The sequence below is a fragment of the Cnuibacter physcomitrellae genome, assembly GCF_014640535.1.
GTDB classification, from domain to species: domain Bacteria; phylum Actinomycetota; class Actinomycetes; order Actinomycetales; family Microbacteriaceae; genus Cnuibacter; species Cnuibacter physcomitrellae.
In genome coordinates this window covers 912164-928905 of the sequence record NZ_BMHD01000001.1, presented here as the reverse complement: position 1 = coordinate 928905, position 16742 = coordinate 912164, and the positions used below count along the sequence as shown (strand labels likewise).

At 70.6% G+C, this 16742-nt stretch carries 20 protein-coding genes; 8 read left to right on the top strand and 12 right to left on the bottom strand.

All coding sequences use genetic code 11. The features are described from left to right. Positions 1–62: 62 nt before the first annotated feature. Together IEX69_RS04405 and ilvA are read left to right on the top strand one after the other, a co-directional pair. Positions 63–1286, top strand: a complete 1224-nt coding sequence (locus IEX69_RS04405) for an AI-2E family transporter (protein ID WP_085019890.1) — start codon at positions 63–65, stop codon at positions 1284–1286. Further along, entirely contained in the window at positions 1283–2527 is a 1245-nt protein-coding gene (gene ilvA / locus IEX69_RS04400) for a threonine ammonia-lyase (RefSeq protein ID WP_085019889.1), read from the top strand. The genes IEX69_RS04405 and ilvA overlap by 4 nt, the downstream gene beginning before the upstream one ends. 18 nt (positions 2528–2545) lie before the next feature. Here the strand turns inward: ilvA and IEX69_RS04395 are convergent, their stop codons facing one another. Then, on the bottom strand, positions 2546–3469 hold the full coding sequence (locus tag IEX69_RS04395) for a CE1 family esterase (protein ID WP_085019888.1): 924 nt from the start codon (positions 3467–3469) through the stop codon (positions 2546–2548). A 54-nt stretch (positions 3470–3523) separates the two neighbouring features. Here IEX69_RS04395 and IEX69_RS04390 point away from each other — a divergent pair, with 54 nt between their 5' ends. Beyond that, positions 3524–3865: a MerR family DNA-binding transcriptional regulator gene (locus IEX69_RS04390; protein ID WP_085019887.1), complete on the top strand. Its 342-nt coding sequence runs from the start codon at positions 3524–3526 to the stop codon at positions 3863–3865. Between the two features lie 79 nt (positions 3866–3944). Here the strand turns inward: IEX69_RS04390 and greA are convergent, their stop codons facing one another. Both greA and IEX69_RS04380 read right to left on the bottom strand, forming a co-directional pair. Beyond that, positions 3945–4424 carry a transcription elongation factor GreA gene (gene greA / locus IEX69_RS04385; protein WP_085019886.1) on the bottom strand — a complete coding sequence of 160 codons (480 nt, stop codon included), beginning with the start codon at positions 4422–4424 and terminating at the stop codon, positions 3945–3947. A 60-nt stretch (positions 4425–4484) separates the two neighbouring features. Beyond that, a complete protein-coding gene (locus tag IEX69_RS04380) occupies positions 4485–4943 on the bottom strand; it encodes a DUF4307 domain-containing protein (protein ID WP_174604456.1) in 459 nt (152 codons plus the stop codon). A gap of 91 nt (positions 4944–5034) precedes the next feature. Between IEX69_RS04380 and mca the strand changes: the two genes are divergently transcribed. Next, the gene (gene mca, locus IEX69_RS04375) at positions 5035–5898 is read left to right on the top strand and encodes a mycothiol conjugate amidase Mca (protein ID WP_085019884.1); all 864 of its coding nucleotides are present in this window, start codon (positions 5035–5037) and stop codon (positions 5896–5898) included. After that, entirely contained in the window at positions 5895–6158 is a 264-nt protein-coding gene (locus IEX69_RS04370) for a hypothetical protein (RefSeq protein WP_085019883.1), read from the top strand. The genes mca and IEX69_RS04370 overlap by 4 nt, the downstream gene beginning before the upstream one ends. A gap of 116 nt (positions 6159–6274) precedes the next feature. On the opposite strand, the gene trhA is transcribed toward IEX69_RS04370, so the two are convergent. Next, positions 6275–6970 carry a PAQR family membrane homeostasis protein TrhA gene (gene trhA, locus IEX69_RS04365; RefSeq protein WP_085019882.1) on the bottom strand — a complete coding sequence of 232 codons (696 nt, stop codon included), beginning with the start codon at positions 6968–6970 and terminating at the stop codon, positions 6275–6277. A gap of 70 nt (positions 6971–7040) precedes the next feature. Here trhA and IEX69_RS04360 point away from each other — a divergent pair, with 70 nt between their 5' ends. Continuing rightward, on the top strand, positions 7041–7826 hold the full coding sequence (locus IEX69_RS04360; protein ID WP_276328899.1) for an isoprenyl transferase: 786 nt from the start codon (positions 7041–7043) through the stop codon (positions 7824–7826). 200 nt (positions 7827–8026) lie between these two features. Then, complete coding sequence (gene phoH2 / locus IEX69_RS04355; protein WP_085019880.1) at positions 8027–9391, top strand: RNA 5'-3' helicase PhoH2; 1365 nt, start codon at positions 8027–8029, stop codon at positions 9389–9391. A gap of 3 nt (positions 9392–9394) precedes the next feature. Here the strand turns inward: phoH2 and IEX69_RS04350 are convergent, their stop codons facing one another. From IEX69_RS04350 to xseA, 7 genes are all read right to left on the bottom strand, one after another. Further along, positions 9395–9946, bottom strand: coding sequence for a dihydrofolate reductase family protein (locus IEX69_RS04350; protein ID WP_085021474.1), 552 nt, complete (start codon positions 9944–9946; stop codon positions 9395–9397). A gap of 66 nt (positions 9947–10012) precedes the next feature. Then, positions 10013–10483 carry a prepilin peptidase gene (locus tag IEX69_RS04345; protein WP_085019879.1) on the bottom strand — a complete coding sequence of 157 codons (471 nt, stop codon included), beginning with the start codon at positions 10481–10483 and terminating at the stop codon, positions 10013–10015. Positions 10484–10595: 112 nt separating this feature from the next. Beyond that, positions 10596–12008, bottom strand: a complete 1413-nt coding sequence (locus IEX69_RS04340) for a class II fumarate hydratase (RefSeq protein WP_085019878.1) — start codon at positions 12006–12008, stop codon at positions 10596–10598. A 64-nt stretch (positions 12009–12072) separates the two neighbouring features. Then, positions 12073–12678 (bottom strand): carbonic anhydrase, encoded by a 606-nt coding sequence (locus IEX69_RS04335; RefSeq protein WP_085021473.1) that lies wholly within the window; start codon positions 12676–12678, stop codon positions 12073–12075. A gap of 96 nt (positions 12679–12774) precedes the next feature. Next, on the bottom strand, positions 12775–13437 hold the full coding sequence (locus IEX69_RS04330) for a DUF4245 domain-containing protein (RefSeq protein WP_085019877.1): 663 nt from the start codon (positions 13435–13437) through the stop codon (positions 12775–12777). A 2-nt stretch (positions 13438–13439) separates the two neighbouring features. After that, a complete protein-coding gene (locus IEX69_RS04325; protein ID WP_085019876.1) occupies positions 13440–13658 on the bottom strand; it encodes an exodeoxyribonuclease VII small subunit in 219 nt (72 codons plus the stop codon). A gap of 35 nt (positions 13659–13693) precedes the next feature. Then, complete coding sequence (xseA, locus tag IEX69_RS04320) at positions 13694–14956, bottom strand: exodeoxyribonuclease VII large subunit (RefSeq protein WP_229756223.1); 1263 nt, start codon at positions 14954–14956, stop codon at positions 13694–13696. A 103-nt stretch (positions 14957–15059) separates the two neighbouring features. Here xseA and IEX69_RS04315 point away from each other — a divergent pair, with 103 nt between their 5' ends. Beyond that, positions 15060–16094, top strand: a complete 1035-nt coding sequence (locus IEX69_RS04315) for a 4-hydroxy-3-methylbut-2-enyl diphosphate reductase (protein WP_085019875.1) — start codon at positions 15060–15062, stop codon at positions 16092–16094. 18 nt (positions 16095–16112) lie between these two features. Here the strand turns inward: IEX69_RS04315 and IEX69_RS04310 are convergent, their stop codons facing one another. Then, the gene (locus IEX69_RS04310) at positions 16113–16739 is read right to left on the bottom strand and encodes a DUF6264 family protein (RefSeq protein ID WP_085019874.1); all 627 of its coding nucleotides are present in this window, start codon (positions 16737–16739) and stop codon (positions 16113–16115) included. Positions 16740–16742: the final 3 nt, after the last annotated feature.

The window sequence follows — 16742 nt, the reverse complement described above, 5'->3', positions numbered from 1 at the left end:
ACCCTACCGGGAGCCGCCGACATGACGACGGACGCTCAGCTTCCGGACCGTAGACTGACTCCATGCCGGAGCCGATGCCGCGACCGTCTCGCCACCTGAGAGCGGCTGCACGCGCACGCGGCGCGGCGGCGGATCCCGTGGCGGAGTCGATCCCGCGGGGCATGCGCGTCGCCTCCGCCTGGTCGTGGCGGATCCTCCTGGTCGCCGCGGTCGTCGCCCTCGTGCTCTTCCTCATCGCCCAGCTGCGCGAGATCATCGTGCCGCTGCTCGTCGCCGTGGTGCTCGCCGCCCTGCTCGTGCCCTTCAAGAACTTCCTCGTGCGTCATCGGTGGCCCCGGTGGGCCGCGATCGTGGTCGCGGAGGTCGGCACGCTCGTGGCGGTCGCGGCGCTGATCTACCTCGTCGCGACCCAGGTGGCCGCGGGGTTCGGCGATGTGCGCGACCGAGCCGTGTCGTCGTTCATGGAGCTGAGGCGCTGGCTCGAGGAGTCGCCGCTCCATCTCACCGACCAGCAGTTCGACCAGTACGTCGCCCAGGCCTGGCAGGCCATCCAGGACGACGCGTCCTCCTTGGCGCGGAGCGCGCTGAGCGTGGGCACGACGTTCGGTCACGTCCTCGTGGGCGCCCTCCTGGTGCTGTTCGCCACGCTCTTCATCCTCATCGACGGGGAGCGCATCTGGGGGTGGATCGTCCGGGTCTTCCCCAGGCGCGCCCGCCTCGCGGTCGACGGCGCGGGCAAGGCGGGGTGGACGACGCTGCGCTCGTTCGTGAAGGTCCAGATCCTCGTCGCCCTCATCGACGCGATCGGCATCGCCACGGGTGCGGCGATCCTCGGGGTGCCGTTGGCCATCCCGATCGGCGTGCTCGTCTTCCTCGGGTCCTTCATCCCCATCGTGGGCGCCGTGGTGACGGGAGCGTTCGCCGTCTTCATCGCGCTCGTCTACAACGGCTGGGTCATCGCCCTGATCATGCTGGGCGTCGTCCTCCTGGTGCAGCAGATCGAGGGCCACGTGCTGCAGCCGCTCGTCATGGGCACCGCGGTCAAGGTGCATCCGCTCGCCGTGGTGCTCGCCGTCGCCGGCGGCTCGATGATCGCGGGGATCGCCGGGGCGTTCTTCGCGGTGCCCGTGGTGGCCACGCTTAATGTCATGATCAAGTACGTCGCGAGCGGACAGTGGCGTACCGACGGGCGAGCCCCACGTGCACCCGTCAGCGATCCGGGCCCCGCGCCTCGGAGCCCCCGCCGTCTGCGCACCCGAAGCACGAAGGACACCGCCACCCCATGACCGACACCACGCATGTGCAGGCAGCGCCGACGCTGGAGCAGATGGAGGCCGCGCGCGACCGCGTGAGCGCGGTGGCGAAGATCACGCCCATGGAGCGGTCCACCTACCTGGCCGAGCTGGTGGGCTCGCCCGTCTTCCTCAAGTGCGAGAACCTGCAGCGCACGGGCTCCTACAAGATCCGGGGCGCGTACAACCGCATCTCGAGGCTCACCGACGAGGAGAAGGCCCGCGGCGTCGTCGCCGCGTCTGCCGGCAACCACGCCCAGGGCGTGGCCTTCGCGGCGCGCGAGCTGGGCATCCACGCCACGATCTTCATGCCCCTGGGCGTCGCGCTGCCCAAGCTCGAGGCCACCCGCGGCTACGGGGCCGACGTCCTCCTCCGGGGTCACACCGTCGAGGAGCCCCTGCGTGCCGCCGCGGAGTTCGCTGAGACCACGGGCGCGGTCTTCATCCCGCCGTTCGATCACGCGGACGTGATCGCCGGTCAGGGGACCCTCGGGCTCGAGATCCTCGACCAGGTCCCCGACCTCGAGACGGTCGTGGTGCCGATCGGCGGCGGCGGGCTCATCTCGGGCATCGCGGCCGCCGTCAAGCAGCGGGCCGCCCGCGAGGGCCGGGAGATCCGGGTGATCGGGGTGCAGGCGGCGAACTCCGCGGCGTACCCGCCGTCCCTCGAGTCCGGCGAGCCGGTTCAGATCGTCACGGTCCCGACCATCGCCGACGGGATCGCGGTCGCGCGTCCCGGCGAGCTCAACTTCGAGATCATCCGCGACCTGGTCGACGAGATCGTCACCGTCTCCGAAGCCGACATCGCGCGGGCTCTCGTGGTCCTCCTCGAGCGGGCGAAGCAGGTCGTCGAGCCCGCTGGTGCCGTCGGTGTGGCCGCGGTCCTCGCGGGCCTCGTCCGCGAGACGGGGACCACCGTCGTGATGCTCTCCGGCGGCAACATCGATCCGATGCTCATGCAGCGCGTCATCAGCCACGGTCTGGCCGCCTCCGACCGCTACCTCAAGCTCCGCGTCATGCTCCCCGATCGTCCCGGTCAGCTCGCGCGCACCGCGGAGCTGGTCGCCGAGGCCAACGCCAACGTCGTCGAGGTGCAGCACACCCGGCACGGCAAGGGCCTGCAGATCAGCGAGGTCGAGCTCGAGCTGCACATCGAGGCCCGCGGACACGATCATCGCGACGAGATCGTCGCGAAGCTCGAGGACGCCGGCTACACGCTCCGCGTGGAGCAGTAGCCGGCGCGTCTCGGGCGGTCAGCTCCGGCGGACCGCCTCCGCGACGAGATCCTCGAGCGTGATGTCGCCCGTCGTGCGTCCGACGACCCTGGGCGACGGCTCGCGGCCCGGGATGGTGTGTCCGCCGCCGCGGACCTCGTAGAGCGTCACGTCCGGCGCGTCCGGCGCGCTGTATCGCGTGCGCACGACGGAGGTCCGCCCGTGTGACGTCGCGAGGTGCGGCAGCGGCTGGAGCTCGGGCCGCCCGACGATGCCGTTCCGTGCGGCCAGGTATGCGGCCGTGTCGGGGGCCGAGAGGGTGCGTCCGCCGACCCGGAACATCCGCCTGGCCCACCAGCTCATCGTGCCCCCGTCGAACGGGACGATCCTGTCGTGCGTCCCGTGCACGAGCGCGATCGGCGTGGGCCTGGCCGGTGGGGCGGTCTCGCTCGACAGGAAGCTCTCCGGGGTGGGCATCGTCGCGGCGACGATGACCGCGGCGGCGACGAGCTCCGGTGCCTCGTGGAGGAGGCGGAGCACCATCTGGCCGCCGTTCGAGTACCCCACGGTGACGACGCGGTGGGGATCGATGCCGTGGGATGCGCTCAGCCGGTCGACCATGATCCGCGCGAAGGCGACGTCGTCGACTCCTCGCAGGCGGGCGGGGAACGCGCTCTCGCGGCGGGCGTCGTTCCAGTTGCCCCGGTAGCCGTTCAGATAGGCGACAACCGCCTGTCCGCTCGCCGCGAGGGGGAGGAGGGCGTCGTGGGTGAAGCGGCGGTGGGAGTCGGCGTCCTGTCGTGATCCGTGGAAGACGAGCACGAGCGGACGGGCGGCGGGGGAGTCCGTCGACCCGAGGACCGTGGACGTGCGCTCCAGCCCGTCGAGCGTGACGGAGTCGCGGGTGAGGGCGACAGGGGTGCGGGTGTCCTGACTGGTGAGGGGATCCGGGGATGTGGTCATGCGTCGGACTGTAGAGTGTGACATCGTGTCAAGGTCAAGCGGAGAGGAGACCCCATGCTCATCGGCGAGCTGAGCCGTCGGAGCGGCGTGAGCCCCCGATCCCTGAGGTACTACGAGCAGCACGGCCTCCTCACGGCCGACCGCGGCCTCAACGGCTACCGGGAGTACGACGAGAGCGCCGTCGCCCGGGCACGGAACCTCCACCTGCTGTTCGAGCTCGGCGTCAGCCGCGAGCTCGCCGCCACCGTCCTCGCGTGCAGCGGAGACGCCGCCCCCGAGGTACACAGGGCCTCGCGGGATCAGCTCGCCGAGGTACGGGACCGCATGGCCGAGCGGATCGCGGAGCTGACGGCGTCGCACGCCGCACTCGCCCGCATCGTCGAGCAGGTGAGCTGAGCGCCGCGCCCTCGGACGACGGCGTGCCTGCGTCGGACGCGCGCGGCGTTGCGGGCCGCGGCTCGCGGCCCGGGTCGGATCAGCCGGCGAAGGTCTCGACGTTGACGATCTCGACCGCGATGTCGCGGCCGTTCGGCGCGGTGTACGTGGTCTTCTCGCCGATCTTCAGGCCGATGATCGCGCTGCCGAGCGGGCTCTGCTCGCTGTACACGTCGAGGTCGGTCTGGCCCGCGATCTCGCGCGAGCCCAGCAGGAAGCGCTCCTCGCCCCCGGCCACGAGAGCGGTCACGACGGTGCCCGGCTCGACCACGCCGTGGCTCTCCTTGGCCTCGCCGACCTCGGCGGTGCGCAGCAGCTCGGTGAGCTGGCGGATACGAGCCTCGATCTTGCCCTGCTCGTCCTTCGCGGCGTGGTAGCCGCCGTTCTCCTTGAGGTCGCCCTCCTCGCGAGCGGCCTCGATCTTCTTCGCGATGTCGATGCGCGCGGGGCCGCTCAGCTCCTCGAGCTCGGCGGCGAGTCGGTCGTATGCGTCCTGCGTCAGGAAGGTGGCCTCTGCCATGAAAGCACTCCTCGTTAAAGCTCGACGCCCGGACCCCCGGCCCGGACGTATCAGAGCACTCTACGTCAGCCAGCAGCTGGAGATCAAACCGGTCGTGGCCAGCTCCGTGGTCCGCACGGTGTCGGAGAGGGGACGGATCGCGGTGTCGCTCGGGGGCACGTCGACGACCTTCCAGCCGACCGTGCGGAAGTCGGCGTTCATCGCCTGGATCGCGCAGCGGACGGAGGCGCCCGCCGGTGCGGAGAGGTTCCAGTCGACCGTGACCGCGGTGTCGTCGATCACCTCGTGGCCGGTGTCGGTGGCCTGGATGGTCGCCGAGTCGCCGTCGAGTCCCGCCCAGACGACCCACGTGCCCGCGACCACGAGCGCGGCGATCGTGCCGCCGATCGCGAAGACCCGGCCGCGGACGCGGCGGCTGCGCGTGCGGCCGTAGCGTGCGGCGATCTCCGCCGGCTCGATCCGGTCGTCGGGATCAATGTACGCCGGAACCGGCGTCTCGATCTCCTCGTCCCTGCTCACGCGGCGACCTCTCGGACTCGAACGGATAGTCTGGATGCACCACAAGGGTAGACGTACTTCCTAGGAGTTGAGACCGCTGAGCCTCCGTTTGATGGCGGTGCACGCCCATCCCGACGACGAGTCGAGCAAGGGAGCCGCGACCTACGCGTACTACCTCGATCGGGGCGTCGAGGTGATGGTGGTCAGCTGCACCGGAGGGGAGCGCGGCTCGATCCTCAACGAGTCCCTCGCCGACCGGAGCTGGGCCGAACGCGACATGGCGGGTCTGCGCCGCGTCGAGATGGCGGCGGCGCAGAAGGCCGTCGGCTTCCAGCACCGCTGGCTGGGCTACCACGACTCGGGTCTGCCCGAGGAGGGCGACCCGCTGCCGGCCAACGCGTTCGGGGCGATCCCCGTGGAGATCTCGGCGGCGCCGCTCGTGCGCCTGATCCGCCGGTTCCAGCCCCAGGTCCTCGTGACGTACGACGAGAACGGCGGGTACCCGCATCCCGACCACATCCGGTGCCACGAGATCTCGATGCACGCCTACGAGGCGGCCGCCGACGCGGCGGCGTACCCGGGTGCGGGGGAGCCGTGGGCGGTCTCGAAGGTCTACTACGACCGGATCATGAACCCCGCGAGGTTCGAGGCGGTGTTCGACACCCTGCAGAGCGAGAGTCCCGAGAGCCCCCTGCTCGCCTCGTTCACCGAGATGCGCGAGTGGATGACGAAGCGCGAGCAGCCCGTGGTGACCACGAGGGTGCCGGCGGGCGGGTTCTTCGAGGTGCGCGACTCCGCTCTGCGAGCTCACGCCAGCCAGGTCGCCCCCGACACCCCCTTCTTCTTCTGGCCCAACGACATGCAGCGCCGGGCCTGGCCGTACGAGGACTTCCAGCTGGCCGCGTCGCGGATCTCCCCGCTGACCGCCGTCGGCGACGTCGAGAGCGACCTGTTCGCCGGGATCGAGGACGCATGACCCCCCTGTTCTCCGCCGCCACCTCGGTGTGGCTGCTCGCCGACGAGACGACCCCCGACCCCGACACCGTCACGCCGGGCGTGGTGGGGTTCATCGTCACGTTCCTGGTCGCGACCGTGACGGTGCTCCTCGTCATCGACATGGTGCGCCGCGTGCGCCGGGTCAACTACCGCGAGCAGGTGCGGGCCGAGCTCGAGGAGGAGCTGGCCGCGCAGAGCCGCGGCGACAAGGGCAAGGGCACGGGCGCCCCGAAGCGCTGACGTCGCTCCCCGGGATTTCTCGGGGATGCCGTCGCTTCGACACCGATCCGAGGCAAGTTCGGCGAATGGGGCGGGACTTCCGCCGATTCGGTGTCGAGGTGACGCCCGCAGCCCAATCAGACGCCGTTGGGCGGGGCGATGGCGACGAGGAGGATCGCCGTCCAGTGGCAGAGGAACGCGATGACGGTGAACGCGTGGAACACCTCGTGGAAGCCGAAGCGACCCGGGAACGGGTTCGGCCGCTTGAGCGCGTAGGCGACGGCGCCCAGGCTGTAGGCGATCCCGCCGACCCCGACCAGGATCATCGTGGCGGGGTTCGCGGTGTAGATGTCGACCACGTACATCACGGCGGCCCAGCCGAGCAGGAGATAGAGCGCGACGTACAGCCAGCGCGGTGCGCCGATCCAGAACACGCGGAACGCGATGCCGAGGATCGCGCCGCCCCACACGAGCGAGAGCAGGATCGCGGCCTTGTCGCCGGGCAGCGTCAGCGCCGCCATGGGTGTGTAGGTGCCCGCGATCAGCAGGAAGATGTTCGAGTGGTCGATGCGCTTGAGAAGCAGCTTCGCCCTCGGCGTCCAGGCGAACCGGTGATACAGCGCCGAGTTGCCGAACAGCATGATCGACGTGGCCATGAAGACCGCGCTCGTCCACTTCGCCACCGCGCCGTCGCCCAGGCAGATGAGGACGATGCCCGCCGCGATCGACAGGGGGAGCATGCCGGCGTGCAGCCAGCCGCGCCACGACGGACGCACCTCCTCGGGTGCCGGAGACGAGGCCTCCTCGAGGACGGGGATGTGGGCGGAGCTCATGGGGTCAAGGCTACGTGCTGGCATCGGTGGTCGGCTGGGAGAACGTCTGTCGGGCGAGTACGGTAGGCCTGTGCCGATCCGCCGCGACCTCCTCGGGGAGGGCCTTCTCTACCGGGTGTACCAGCGGCGCATCCGCAAGAGCCTCGGATCGGCCGTGCTGCCCAAGCACGTCGCCATGATCGTCGACGGGAACCGCCGCTGGGCGAAGCAGCGGGCCCTCGAGACCGCCGCGCACGGCCATCGCGCCGGCGCGGCCAAGATGCTGGAGTTCCTGCAGTGGTGCGACGACCTCGGCATCGAGGTCGTCACGCTCTACCTGCTGTCGACCGACAACCTGAAGAACCGCGGATCCGAGGAGCTCGACGAGCTCGTGCGCATCATCGCCGACCTCGCCTACGACGTCTCGCACTACCGCGACTGGCGGGTGCAGCACATCGGCTCCGACACCGGTCTGCCCGACCATCTCGTGGCCGCGCTGCGCGACGCGGAGGCGAGCACCGCCTCCGCGACAGGCCTGCACGTCAACCTCGCCGTCGGCTACGGCGGCCGCCACGAGATCGCGGAGGCCGTGCGGAGCATCATCCAGGCGCACCGCGCGGCGGGTCACGGGTTCGACGAGCTCGAGGCGTCGATCGACCAGGAGCTGATCGCCGAGCACCTCTACACGGGTGGTCAGCCCGATCCCGATCTGGTCATCCGCACCTCGGGGGAGCAGCGCCTCAGCGACTTCATGCTCTGGCAGAGCGCGCACAGCGAGTTCTACTTCATGGAGGCCCTCGGCCCCGACGTCCGCGAGGTCGACTTCCTGCGGGCCCTCCGCGACTACGCCCGTCGCCACCGCCGCTACGGCGGATGAACTACACCGGTGTAACTCGGCGTTAATCTGATCGGTCGCGTGTCGTAACCCGCCAGGGGCGCCGGAGACGTAGTTTCAGTGTCATCAGGTATGGCACCTGGTCGAGACGGCCACATAAGTTCGTTTCGCGATCCACTGGCCGACTCGTTACACGGTCCGAGCGCCACGCGCTCGGGGTTGGAGTGGATGTGGCCGAGCCCATGACCCGCAAGCCCAGCAAGATCACTCGAAAGGACGTCTCGCCCTCAGGCAGCACCCCGGACACCGTCAAGCAGACCGAGCGTACCTATGTCCTGGATACCTCGGTCCTGTTGTCTGACCCGAAGGCGATCTTCCGATTCGCGGAGCACGACGTCGTGCTGCCGGTGGTGGTGATCTCGGAGCTGGAGAAGAAGCGGAACGACCCCGAGATCGGGTACTTCGCCCGCCAGGCGCTGCGCAACCTCGACGAGCTGCGCATCCAGCACGAGCGACTCGACTTCCCGATCGCGCTCGAGAACGGCGGAAGCGTCCGCGTCGAGCTCAACCACTCCAACCAGTCGGTGCTGCCGTCCGGTCTCCAGCTCGGAGACAACGACACCCGCATCCTCGCCGTGGCCCTCAACCTGTCGAACGACGGGCTCGACGTCACGGTGGTCTCCAAGGACCTCCCGCTGCGCGTGAAGGCCGCCTCGATCGGTCTCACCGCCGAGGAGTATCGAGCCGAGCAGGCGCCCGACTCCGGCTGGACGGGCATCACCGACATCTCGCTCGGCTCCGATCTCATGTCGAAGCTGTACGAGCACGAGGAGCTCGACACCTCCGTCGTCGACGGTCTGCCCATCAACACCGGGCTCGTGATCCACTCCGACCGCGGATCGGCTCTCGGCCGGGTGACCGGTCAGGGCGCGCTGCGCCTGGTGCGCGGCGACCGCGACGTGTTCGGAGTGCACGGCCGCTCGGCCGAGCAGCGCATCGCGATCGACATGCTGCTCGACCCGGAGATCGGGATCGTGTCGCTCGGCGGACGCGCGGGCACGGGCAAGTCGGCGCTCGCCCTGTGCGCCGGCCTCGACGCGGTGCTGGAGAGGCAGCAGCACCGGAAGATCATGGTCTTCCGGCCGCTCTACGCGGTGGGCGGGCAGGAGCTCGGATACCTCCCCGGCGACGCGACCGAGAAGATGAACCCGTGGGCGCAGGCCGTGTTCGACACGCTCGGGTCGCTCGTCTCGCAGAACGTGCTCGACGAGGTCGTCGACCGCGGCATCCTCGAGGTGCTGCCGCTGACCCACATCCGAGGCCGTTCGCTGCACGACGCCTTCGTGATCGTCGACGAGGCGCAGTCGCTCGAGCGCAACGTGCTCCTCACCGTGCTCTCGCGCATCGGGCAGAACTCGCGGGTGGTGCTGACCCACGACGTGGCGCAGCGCGACAACCTGCGTGTCGGCCGGCACGACGGCGTCGCCTCCGTGATCGAGACGCTGAAGGGGCACTCGCTGTTCGGGCACGTCACCTTCACCCGGTCGGAGCGCTCCGCCATCGCGGCTCTCGTGACCGAGATGCTGGAGTCGAACGAGCTGGCGTAGAGGTCAGCGGGTCGGGATGTACCGGGTGGCCACGGCCCCGGAACCGAGGCGGGTCTCGCCGATCGCGGTGAGCTCGATCGGCGAGGGGAGCCCGCCGAACAGGTAGGGGCCGTGGCCGGCCACTCGGGGATGCACGATGAACTCGTACTCGTCGATGAGGTCGAGCCGGGCGAGGGCCGTGGGGAGCGTGACGCCTCCCGTGTAGAGGCCCTCACCCGGCTGAGCCTTGAGCGCCCGGATCTCGTCCTCGAGACCGTCGCCTCCGCGCAGCACGTCGGCGTTCCAGTCCGGAGCCTCGAGGGTGGTCGAGACGACGTACTTCTTCGCGGCGTCGATCGTCTCGGCGAACGGATGCATCCACTCCGGCATCGAGGGTGGGAGGGGGGCGCGCCAGGCGTCCTCCATCAGCGTGTAGATGCGACGCCCGAAGATCAGCGCGTCGGCCCGGGCGAGCGTCTCGGCGGCGTGCCTGTGGAGTGACGGGTCGGCCAGCCCCTCCCGGTGGTCGACGCAGCCGTCGAGCGTGACGTTGATGGAGTACCGCAGCGGACGCATGGCCACAGGGTAGCCGCCCGCCGAAGGCACGTCACCATGGCGCGGGCATCGTGCGTCGGGGCGTCGTCAGCCCGGAGCGACGATCGTGCCCGCCCAGGCGGCGAGCAGCATCGGGGGGCCGAGCGGGAGGTGCCGGTCACCCGATCGGATGGCGTCGACCGCCAGCGCACCGCAGAGCAGGACGCCGACGGCGCCGGCCGTCAGCGCGGCCGACGCGCCGCCCAACAGGACCACCGCACCGGCGAGTCCCACCCCGAGCTTGACGTCGCCCATGCCGACCGCCCCGACCCACCAGCTCAGCGAGAGCACCGCCGCTGTCCCGAGCATCCAGACGCCGGCCGGAGGGTCTCTGCAGGCCGCTGCTGCAGCGAGGACGAGTCCCGGGAGGGTGAGCGCGTTCGGGAGTCGTCGTTCCCCGAGATCGGTGATCGCGAGCCGCCATCCGGTCGCGGCGAACCACAACCCGGGCAGCACGCCCGCCTCCGCTCCCCGCGTCGCGACCGTGACGAGACCGAGGAGGGGGAGCAGGAACCGCATGCGACGACGGTAGGGGCTGCCCTGCGGAGACGAGGGAGCCGGGTGCGCATCTGTGGACGCGCACCCGGCTCACCGGCGTTGTGCAGGAGTGCGGCCGTCGGCCGCGACGACCTCAGGACTGGGCGGGACGGGTCATCGAGAGGACGTCGAGGGCGGAGTCGAGCTGCTCGAGGGTGACCTCGCCGCGCTCGACGAAGCCGAGGTCGATGACGGCGTCGCGCACGGTGATGCCCTTGGCCACCGAGTGCTTCGCGATCTTCGCCGCGGCCTCGTACCCGATCACGCGGTTCAGCGGCGTGACGATCGAGGGTGACGACTCGGCCAGGGCGCGAGCGCGCTCGACGTTGGCCTGGAGACCCTTGACGGTCTTGTCGGCCAGCAGCACCGACGACGACGACAGCAGACGGATCGACTCGAGCAGGGCCGTGCCCATCACGGGGATGGCGACGTTGAGCTCGAACGAGCCCGAGGCGCCGGACCAGGCGATCGAGGCGTCGTTGCCGATCACACGCGAGGCGACCTGGAGCACGGCCTCGGGGATGACCGGGTTGACCTTGCCGGGCATGATCGACGAGCCGGGCTGGAGGTCGGGGATGTGGAGCTCGCCGAGGCCCGTGTTCGGGCCCGATCCCATCCACCGGAGGTCGTTGCAGATCTTCGTCAGCGAGACCGCGAGCACACGGAGCGCCCCGGACGCCTCGACGAGCGAGTCGCGCGCGCCCTGGGCCTCGAAGTGATCGCGCGCCTCGGTGATCGGGAGGCCCGTCTCCTCGGCGAGGAGCGAGATGACGAGCTGCGGGAAGCCCGCCGGGGTGTTGATGCCCGTGCCCACGGCGGTGCCGCCGAGCGGGACCTCCGCCACGTGGGGCAGCGTGTTCTGCACGCGCTCGATCCCCAGGCGGATCTGCGCGGCGTATCCGCCGAACTCCTGCCCGAGCGTCACAGGGGTGGCGTCCATGAGGTGGGTGCGTCCCGACTTGACGACCGTGGCCCACTCGGTGGCCTTCTCCTCGAGGGCCTCCGCGAGGTGCTGCAGCGATGGGATGAGGTCGTGGATGAGCGCGCCGGTCACGGCGACGTGCACCGAGGTGGGAAACACGTCGTTCGACGACTGCGAGGCGTTGACGTGGTCGTTGGGGTGCACGGTGCGTCCCAACGACTCGGTCGCGAGCGTCGAGAGCACCTCGTTCATGTTCATGTTGGACGAGGTGCCGGATCCCGTCTGGTAGACGTCGATCGGGAACTGGGCGTCGAGGTCACCGCTGATGACGCGGTCGGCCGCAGCGGCGATCGACTCGGCGACGTCCTGCTCGAGGACTCCGAGGCGGGCGTTGGCCTGAGCCGCGGCCTTCTTGATGCGGGCGAGCGCCGCGATCTGCGCCGACTCGAGCACGGCGCCCGAGACGGGGAAGTTCTCGACCGCGCGCTGGGTCTGCGCGGCGTAGAGGGCCGACTTCGGGACCCTCACCTCTCCCATCGTGTCGTGCTCGATGCGGTACTCGGTCTCGGGAGCGGTGTCCACCACTGTGTGGTCGTCCTTTCATCATGAGGATCGCTGCGGGAGCGCAGCGGGAGGGCGAGCGAAGAGGTCAGACCTCGCCGATCACGATGTCGGCGTAGGCGCGGCCCTCGGCGAGACGGTAGTTCGCGCCCACCACGGCCAATCTACCGTCCGCGACCGCGCGCGCGACGATGTCGGAGGACTGCAGCAGCTCCTGCACCGTGTCGCGCAGATGCATCCTGCCCACCTCGTGGGGGTCGATGTCGGCCACCATCAGCTCGCCGTTCTCGTCGCGCGGGGACGGCAGCTTGTAGATGGCGGGGGTGATCTTCTGCACGAGGGTGCGGATGTTGCCGGGCAGCGGGGCCGCCCCGGGCTCCACCGAGCCGATCGCCGCGGCGACGGCGCCGCAGGCATCGTGCCCGAGCACCACGATGAGCTTCACCCCGAGCACCTCGACCGCGTACTCCAGCGAACCCGCGATCGACTCCGCCATGACCTGGCCTGCGTTCCGCACCACGAAGAGGTCGCCGAGCCCGAGGTCGAAGATGATCTCGGCCGCCAGGCGGGAGTCGGAGCAGCCGAACAGGGCCGCCATGGGCCGCTGGACGGCCTCGAGCTCGTGACGGCGCTCGACGTCCTGGCGCGGGTGCAGGGGTGTGCCGGCCACGAAGCGCTCGTTGCCGGCCATCATCTCGGCCCACACGGATGCGGGCGTCGTCGCGGTGTCTGTCACGTCGTCTCCTGGACCCGCGGTCGGGTCATGTCGTCTCGGCGGATGGGTGATCGGCTAGTCGCCGGATGCGTCGGGCTGGGCGAGGACGTCGGACGCGATCGAGGAGGCCACCTGCTGGACCTCCTCGGGCGTCGCCGTGCCCGCGACGATGTACGTCGACCTGCCCGACTCGGCTTCGAGGGCGTACTGGTTGTTGCCGAAGTCGCCAGACCTGCCGCGATTGTCGAACACGGTCCAGGTCACGCCGCCGAGGTCGACCGTCCCGGCGGCGACGCTGTCGCCCAGCTGCTGGGCCAGCCACGTGGGGTTGGAGTCGAGCGCCTGGGTGAGTCCGACGTACTGCGGCGAGTCGCCGGGGGTGAGGAGCCCGACGTACCAGGAGGCCACTCCGTCGGCCCCGCCGCCGCGGAGCTCGGCGGCGTTGGAGGTCCACCCCTCGGGCAGAGTCGGCACGGCCAGCGGCACGGGCATCGAGGACTGCACGGACTGCGCCACCTGCGCGTAGTCGACCGGGTCGCGTTCCACGGTCGCCGGGCGGGGGACCGCGAGGACGATCACGACCACCAGCCCTACCGTGACCAGGAGCGAGAGCACCAGGTTGTTCAGCGTCTTGCGCTGACGGTAGAGGCGGGACTGCTCGGCCTGGCGAGCGGCGGTCTCCTCGGGGGTCTCGGGACGGCCGAGCTCCGCGACGATCGGCTTCGACGCGTTCGCCACGGTCAGGCCTCGGTTCCCCGGCGGGCGGCGTCGAGCCGCTCGCGCGCGCCGAGCAGCCACTGCTCGCAGCGGGAGGCGAGGGCCTCGCCCCGCTCCCAGAGGGAGAGCGACTGCTCGAGGGTGGCCGAGCCCTGCTCGAGCTCGCCCACGACACGGATCAGCTCGTCGCGAGCCTGCTCGTAGCTGAGCTCGGAGACGTCGGCCGTGGGCGATTCGGGCATGGTGGGGATTCTATCCGTTCTGGCCTGGACGACGCTCAGAGCGGGGGATGCTCGGAGCGGACGTGATCCGCTTGGGATCCCCGCGATGCGGCCCCGATGACACCCTCCGCGAGGGTGATGGTCAGGGTCTCTCCGGCGGGGGCGTCGGAGGCGGCGCGGATGACGGCGCCCGTCGACGACTGGGCGATCGCGTACCCGCGATCGAGCGTGCGCTGGGGGGAGAGGGCGCGGACGTGCGCGGCGAGCTCGCGCACGGTGCGCGCCTCGTGCTCGATCGCCCTCTCGACGAGCTCGACGCCACGGGCGACGAAGCGGGTCAGCTCCTCGGACCGGGAGTCGATGATCCACGCCGGCGTGGCCAGCGACGGCCTGGACCTCAGCTGCCCGATCCGGTCGACCTCGACCTGCACCTGGTGGCCCACCCGCATCCGGATGCGAGAGCGTGCCTGGTCGACCCGGCTCAGCTCCTCGGCCACGTCGGGGATCACCCGCTTGGCCGCATCGGTCGGGGTGGAGGCCCGCAGGTCGGCCACGAGGTCGAGCAGCGGGCTGTCGGCCTCGTGGCCGATGGCGCTGACGAGGGGAGTGGTCGCGGCGGCCGCAGCGCGCAGGACCGCCTCGTCGCTGAAGCCCAGCAGGTTCTGGAAGTCGCCGCCACCACGGGCCACGATGATCACGTCGACCTCCGGGTCGGCGTCGAGCTGCGCGATCGCCCGGCTCACCTCGCGAGCGGTGCGATCACCCTGCACGGCGGCGTGCACCACGCGGAAGTGCACCGACGGCCAGCGCAGCTGCGCGTTGCGCAGCACGTCCTTCTCCGCGTCGCTGTCCTTGCCGGTGATGAGGCCCACACAACCGGGCAGGAAGGGCAGCGGGCGCTTCCGCTCCGGGGCGAACAGGCCCTCCGCGGCGAGCGTGCGCTTGAGCTGCTCGAGGCGCTCGAGGAGGTCGCCGATCCCGACGTGCCGGACGTCGTACGCCTGCATCGTGAGCGACCCGCCCTTGACCCAGTAGTTGGGCTTCACGAGCATCAGCACGCGATCGCCCTGCTTGAGGTCGGCCGGGATGCGGGCGCGGACGGAGGACCAGATGGTGAAGCCGATCGTCGCATCCGCGGTCAGGTCGCGGAGCTTGCCGTAGACGTTGCCGCCGGAGACGCCCCACTGGGTGATCTCGCCCTCCACCCAGGCGGTGCCCAAGCGGTCGATGTAGCCGCGGATCTTCTCGGCGAACCCGGCGACCGGCCAGGGGTTCTCGAGCGTGGGCGGTGCGTCGATGCCGGCGGGTGCGTCGGTCACTGTCCTCCTGTTCGCGGCCGTGTTCGCGGTGGGCGGACCCCACCTGCGTCTCAGGAGCCCGACATAGAATCGGGAGGTGAGCAACGCGACGATCAGCCTCGGAGTGCCGCGGATCCCGGGCACGAGGACCAGGCTAGACGATAAGCCCGTGGCCGGTCAGAAGCGTGTGCTCCTCGCCGCCCCCCGCGGCTACTGTGCAGGAGTCGACCGCGCCGTGGTCGCCGTGGAGAAGGCGCTCGAGCACTACGGCTCGCCCGTCTACGTGCGCAAGCAGATCGTCCACAACAAGCACGTCGTCGCCACGCTCGAGAAGCGCGGAGCGATCTTCGTCGAGGAGGTCGACGAGGTGCCCGAGGGGTCCCACGTCGTCTTCTCCGCGCACGGGGTGTCGCCCGCGGTCGTGCAGGGCGCGGCCGATCGCGGTCTCCAGGCCATCGACGCCACCTGCCCGCTGGTCACCAAGGTGCACCGCGAGGCGGTGCGGTTCGCCCGCGACGACTTCGAGATCCTCCTCATCGGCCACAAGGGTCACGAGGAGGTCGAGGGCACGGCGGGCGAGGCCCCCGAGCACATCACGCTCGTGAACGGCCCCGAGGACGTGCCCTTCGTCGAGGTGAAGGACCCCGACAAGGTGGTGTGGCTGTCGCAGACCACGCTCTCGGTCGACGAGACGATGGAGACGGTCCGCCTGCTGCGCGAGCGCTTCCCGAACCTGCAGGATCCGCCGAGCGACGACATCTGCTACGCCACGCAGAACCGCCAGGTGGCCATCAAGAAGGTGGCGAAGGACGCCGATCTCGTGATCGTCGTCGGCTCGGCGAACTCGTCGAACTCCGTGCGGCTGGTCGAGGTCGCGCTCGAGTACGGCGCGAAGGCCGCCTACCGCGTCGACTACGCCGACGAGGTGCAGCAGGAGTGGCTCGACGGCGTCGAGACCGTCGGTGTCACCTCCGGCGCCTCGGTCCCGGAGGTCCTCGTGCAGGAGCTCCTCGATCAGCTCGCGGGCGCCGGGTACGGTGACGTCGAGACGGTGACCACGGCGGAGGAGGACCTCGTGTTCTCGCTGCCGAAGGAGCTGCGGAAGGACACCGCGGGCCAGCGTGACGCCCGCGCGCTCGGAGGCCGCTCGCGCGCCTGACGCCGGCCGGCCCGCCGGCTACAGCGGGGGCGCGGTCGAGAACTGGTCGAGGACGGTCGGATCCGACAGCAGCGCGACGAGGTACAGCACGGTCGCCGAGAGCGTCGCGACCGCTCCCGCGGTGAGCGGGATCCAGAACGTCAGCCGTCGCGCGCGCAGCGACAGCACCGAGAGCCACACCGTGGCGAGGTAGAGCACGATCCAGAAGATCCCCACGCCGACGCCCGCGGCGGAGAACTCGCCGTTCGGCGAGTAGCCCTGGATGTCGTAGAGGGCGGCGAACTGGCGCAGGAAGGCGTCGAGGTCGAACAGCGTCACCAGGTTGTTGATGACCGAGAAAAGCCCGAACACGAGCAGGGCGATGGTGGCGACGAAGTCGCCGCTGCGCCGCGGCCGTTCCGCGGCGGCGGGACCGGCTCCCGGCACGGGCCCGGGTGTCCCCGGCGTGCGCGGCGGCGCCCACCCCGCCGAGGGGGCGGATCCGCGCCCGGGCTCTGCTTCCTCGGCCGGCTTCTTCTCGGGGGCGGCGTAGGGGTCGGGCGGCGGCTGCCACGTCCATCCGGGCGGGGCCAGCTCACCGTACTTGGGCTTCGGCCGGGGGTCGCTCTGCTCGCCCCGGCCGTCGCCGCTCTGCTCGTCGGTCACGCG

Coding starts and splice junctions, on each gene's coding strand:
- IEX69_RS04405 (WP_085019890.1), top strand. CDS start 63: ATGCCGGAGCCGATGCCGCGACCGTCTCGCCACCTGAGAGCGGCTGCA.
- ilvA (WP_085019889.1), top strand. CDS start 1,283: ATGACCGACACCACGCATGTGCAGGCAGCGCCGACGCTGGAGCAGATG.
- IEX69_RS04395 (WP_085019888.1), bottom strand. CDS start 3,469: ATGACCACATCCCCGGATCCCCTCACCAGTCAGGACACCCGCACCCCT.
- IEX69_RS04390 (WP_085019887.1), top strand. CDS start 3,524: ATGCTCATCGGCGAGCTGAGCCGTCGGAGCGGCGTGAGCCCCCGATCC.
- greA (WP_085019886.1), bottom strand. CDS start 4,424: ATGGCAGAGGCCACCTTCCTGACGCAGGACGCATACGACCGACTCGCC.
- mca (WP_085019884.1), top strand. CDS start 5,035: ATGGCGGTGCACGCCCATCCCGACGACGAGTCGAGCAAGGGAGCCGCG.
- IEX69_RS04370 (WP_085019883.1), top strand. CDS start 5,895: ATGACCCCCCTGTTCTCCGCCGCCACCTCGGTGTGGCTGCTCGCCGAC.
- trhA (WP_085019882.1), bottom strand. CDS start 6,970: ATGAGCTCCGCCCACATCCCCGTCCTCGAGGAGGCCTCGTCTCCGGCA.
- phoH2 (WP_085019880.1), top strand. CDS start 8,027: ATGACCCGCAAGCCCAGCAAGATCACTCGAAAGGACGTCTCGCCCTCA.
- IEX69_RS04350 (WP_085021474.1), bottom strand. CDS start 9,946: ATGCGTCCGCTGCGGTACTCCATCAACGTCACGCTCGACGGCTGCGTC.
- IEX69_RS04345 (WP_085019879.1), bottom strand. CDS start 10,483: ATGCGGTTCCTGCTCCCCCTCCTCGGTCTCGTCACGGTCGCGACGCGG.
- IEX69_RS04335 (WP_085021473.1), bottom strand. CDS start 12,678: ATGATGGCCGGCAACGAGCGCTTCGTGGCCGGCACACCCCTGCACCCG.
- IEX69_RS04325 (WP_085019876.1), bottom strand. CDS start 13,658: ATGCCCGAATCGCCCACGGCCGACGTCTCCGAGCTCAGCTACGAGCAG.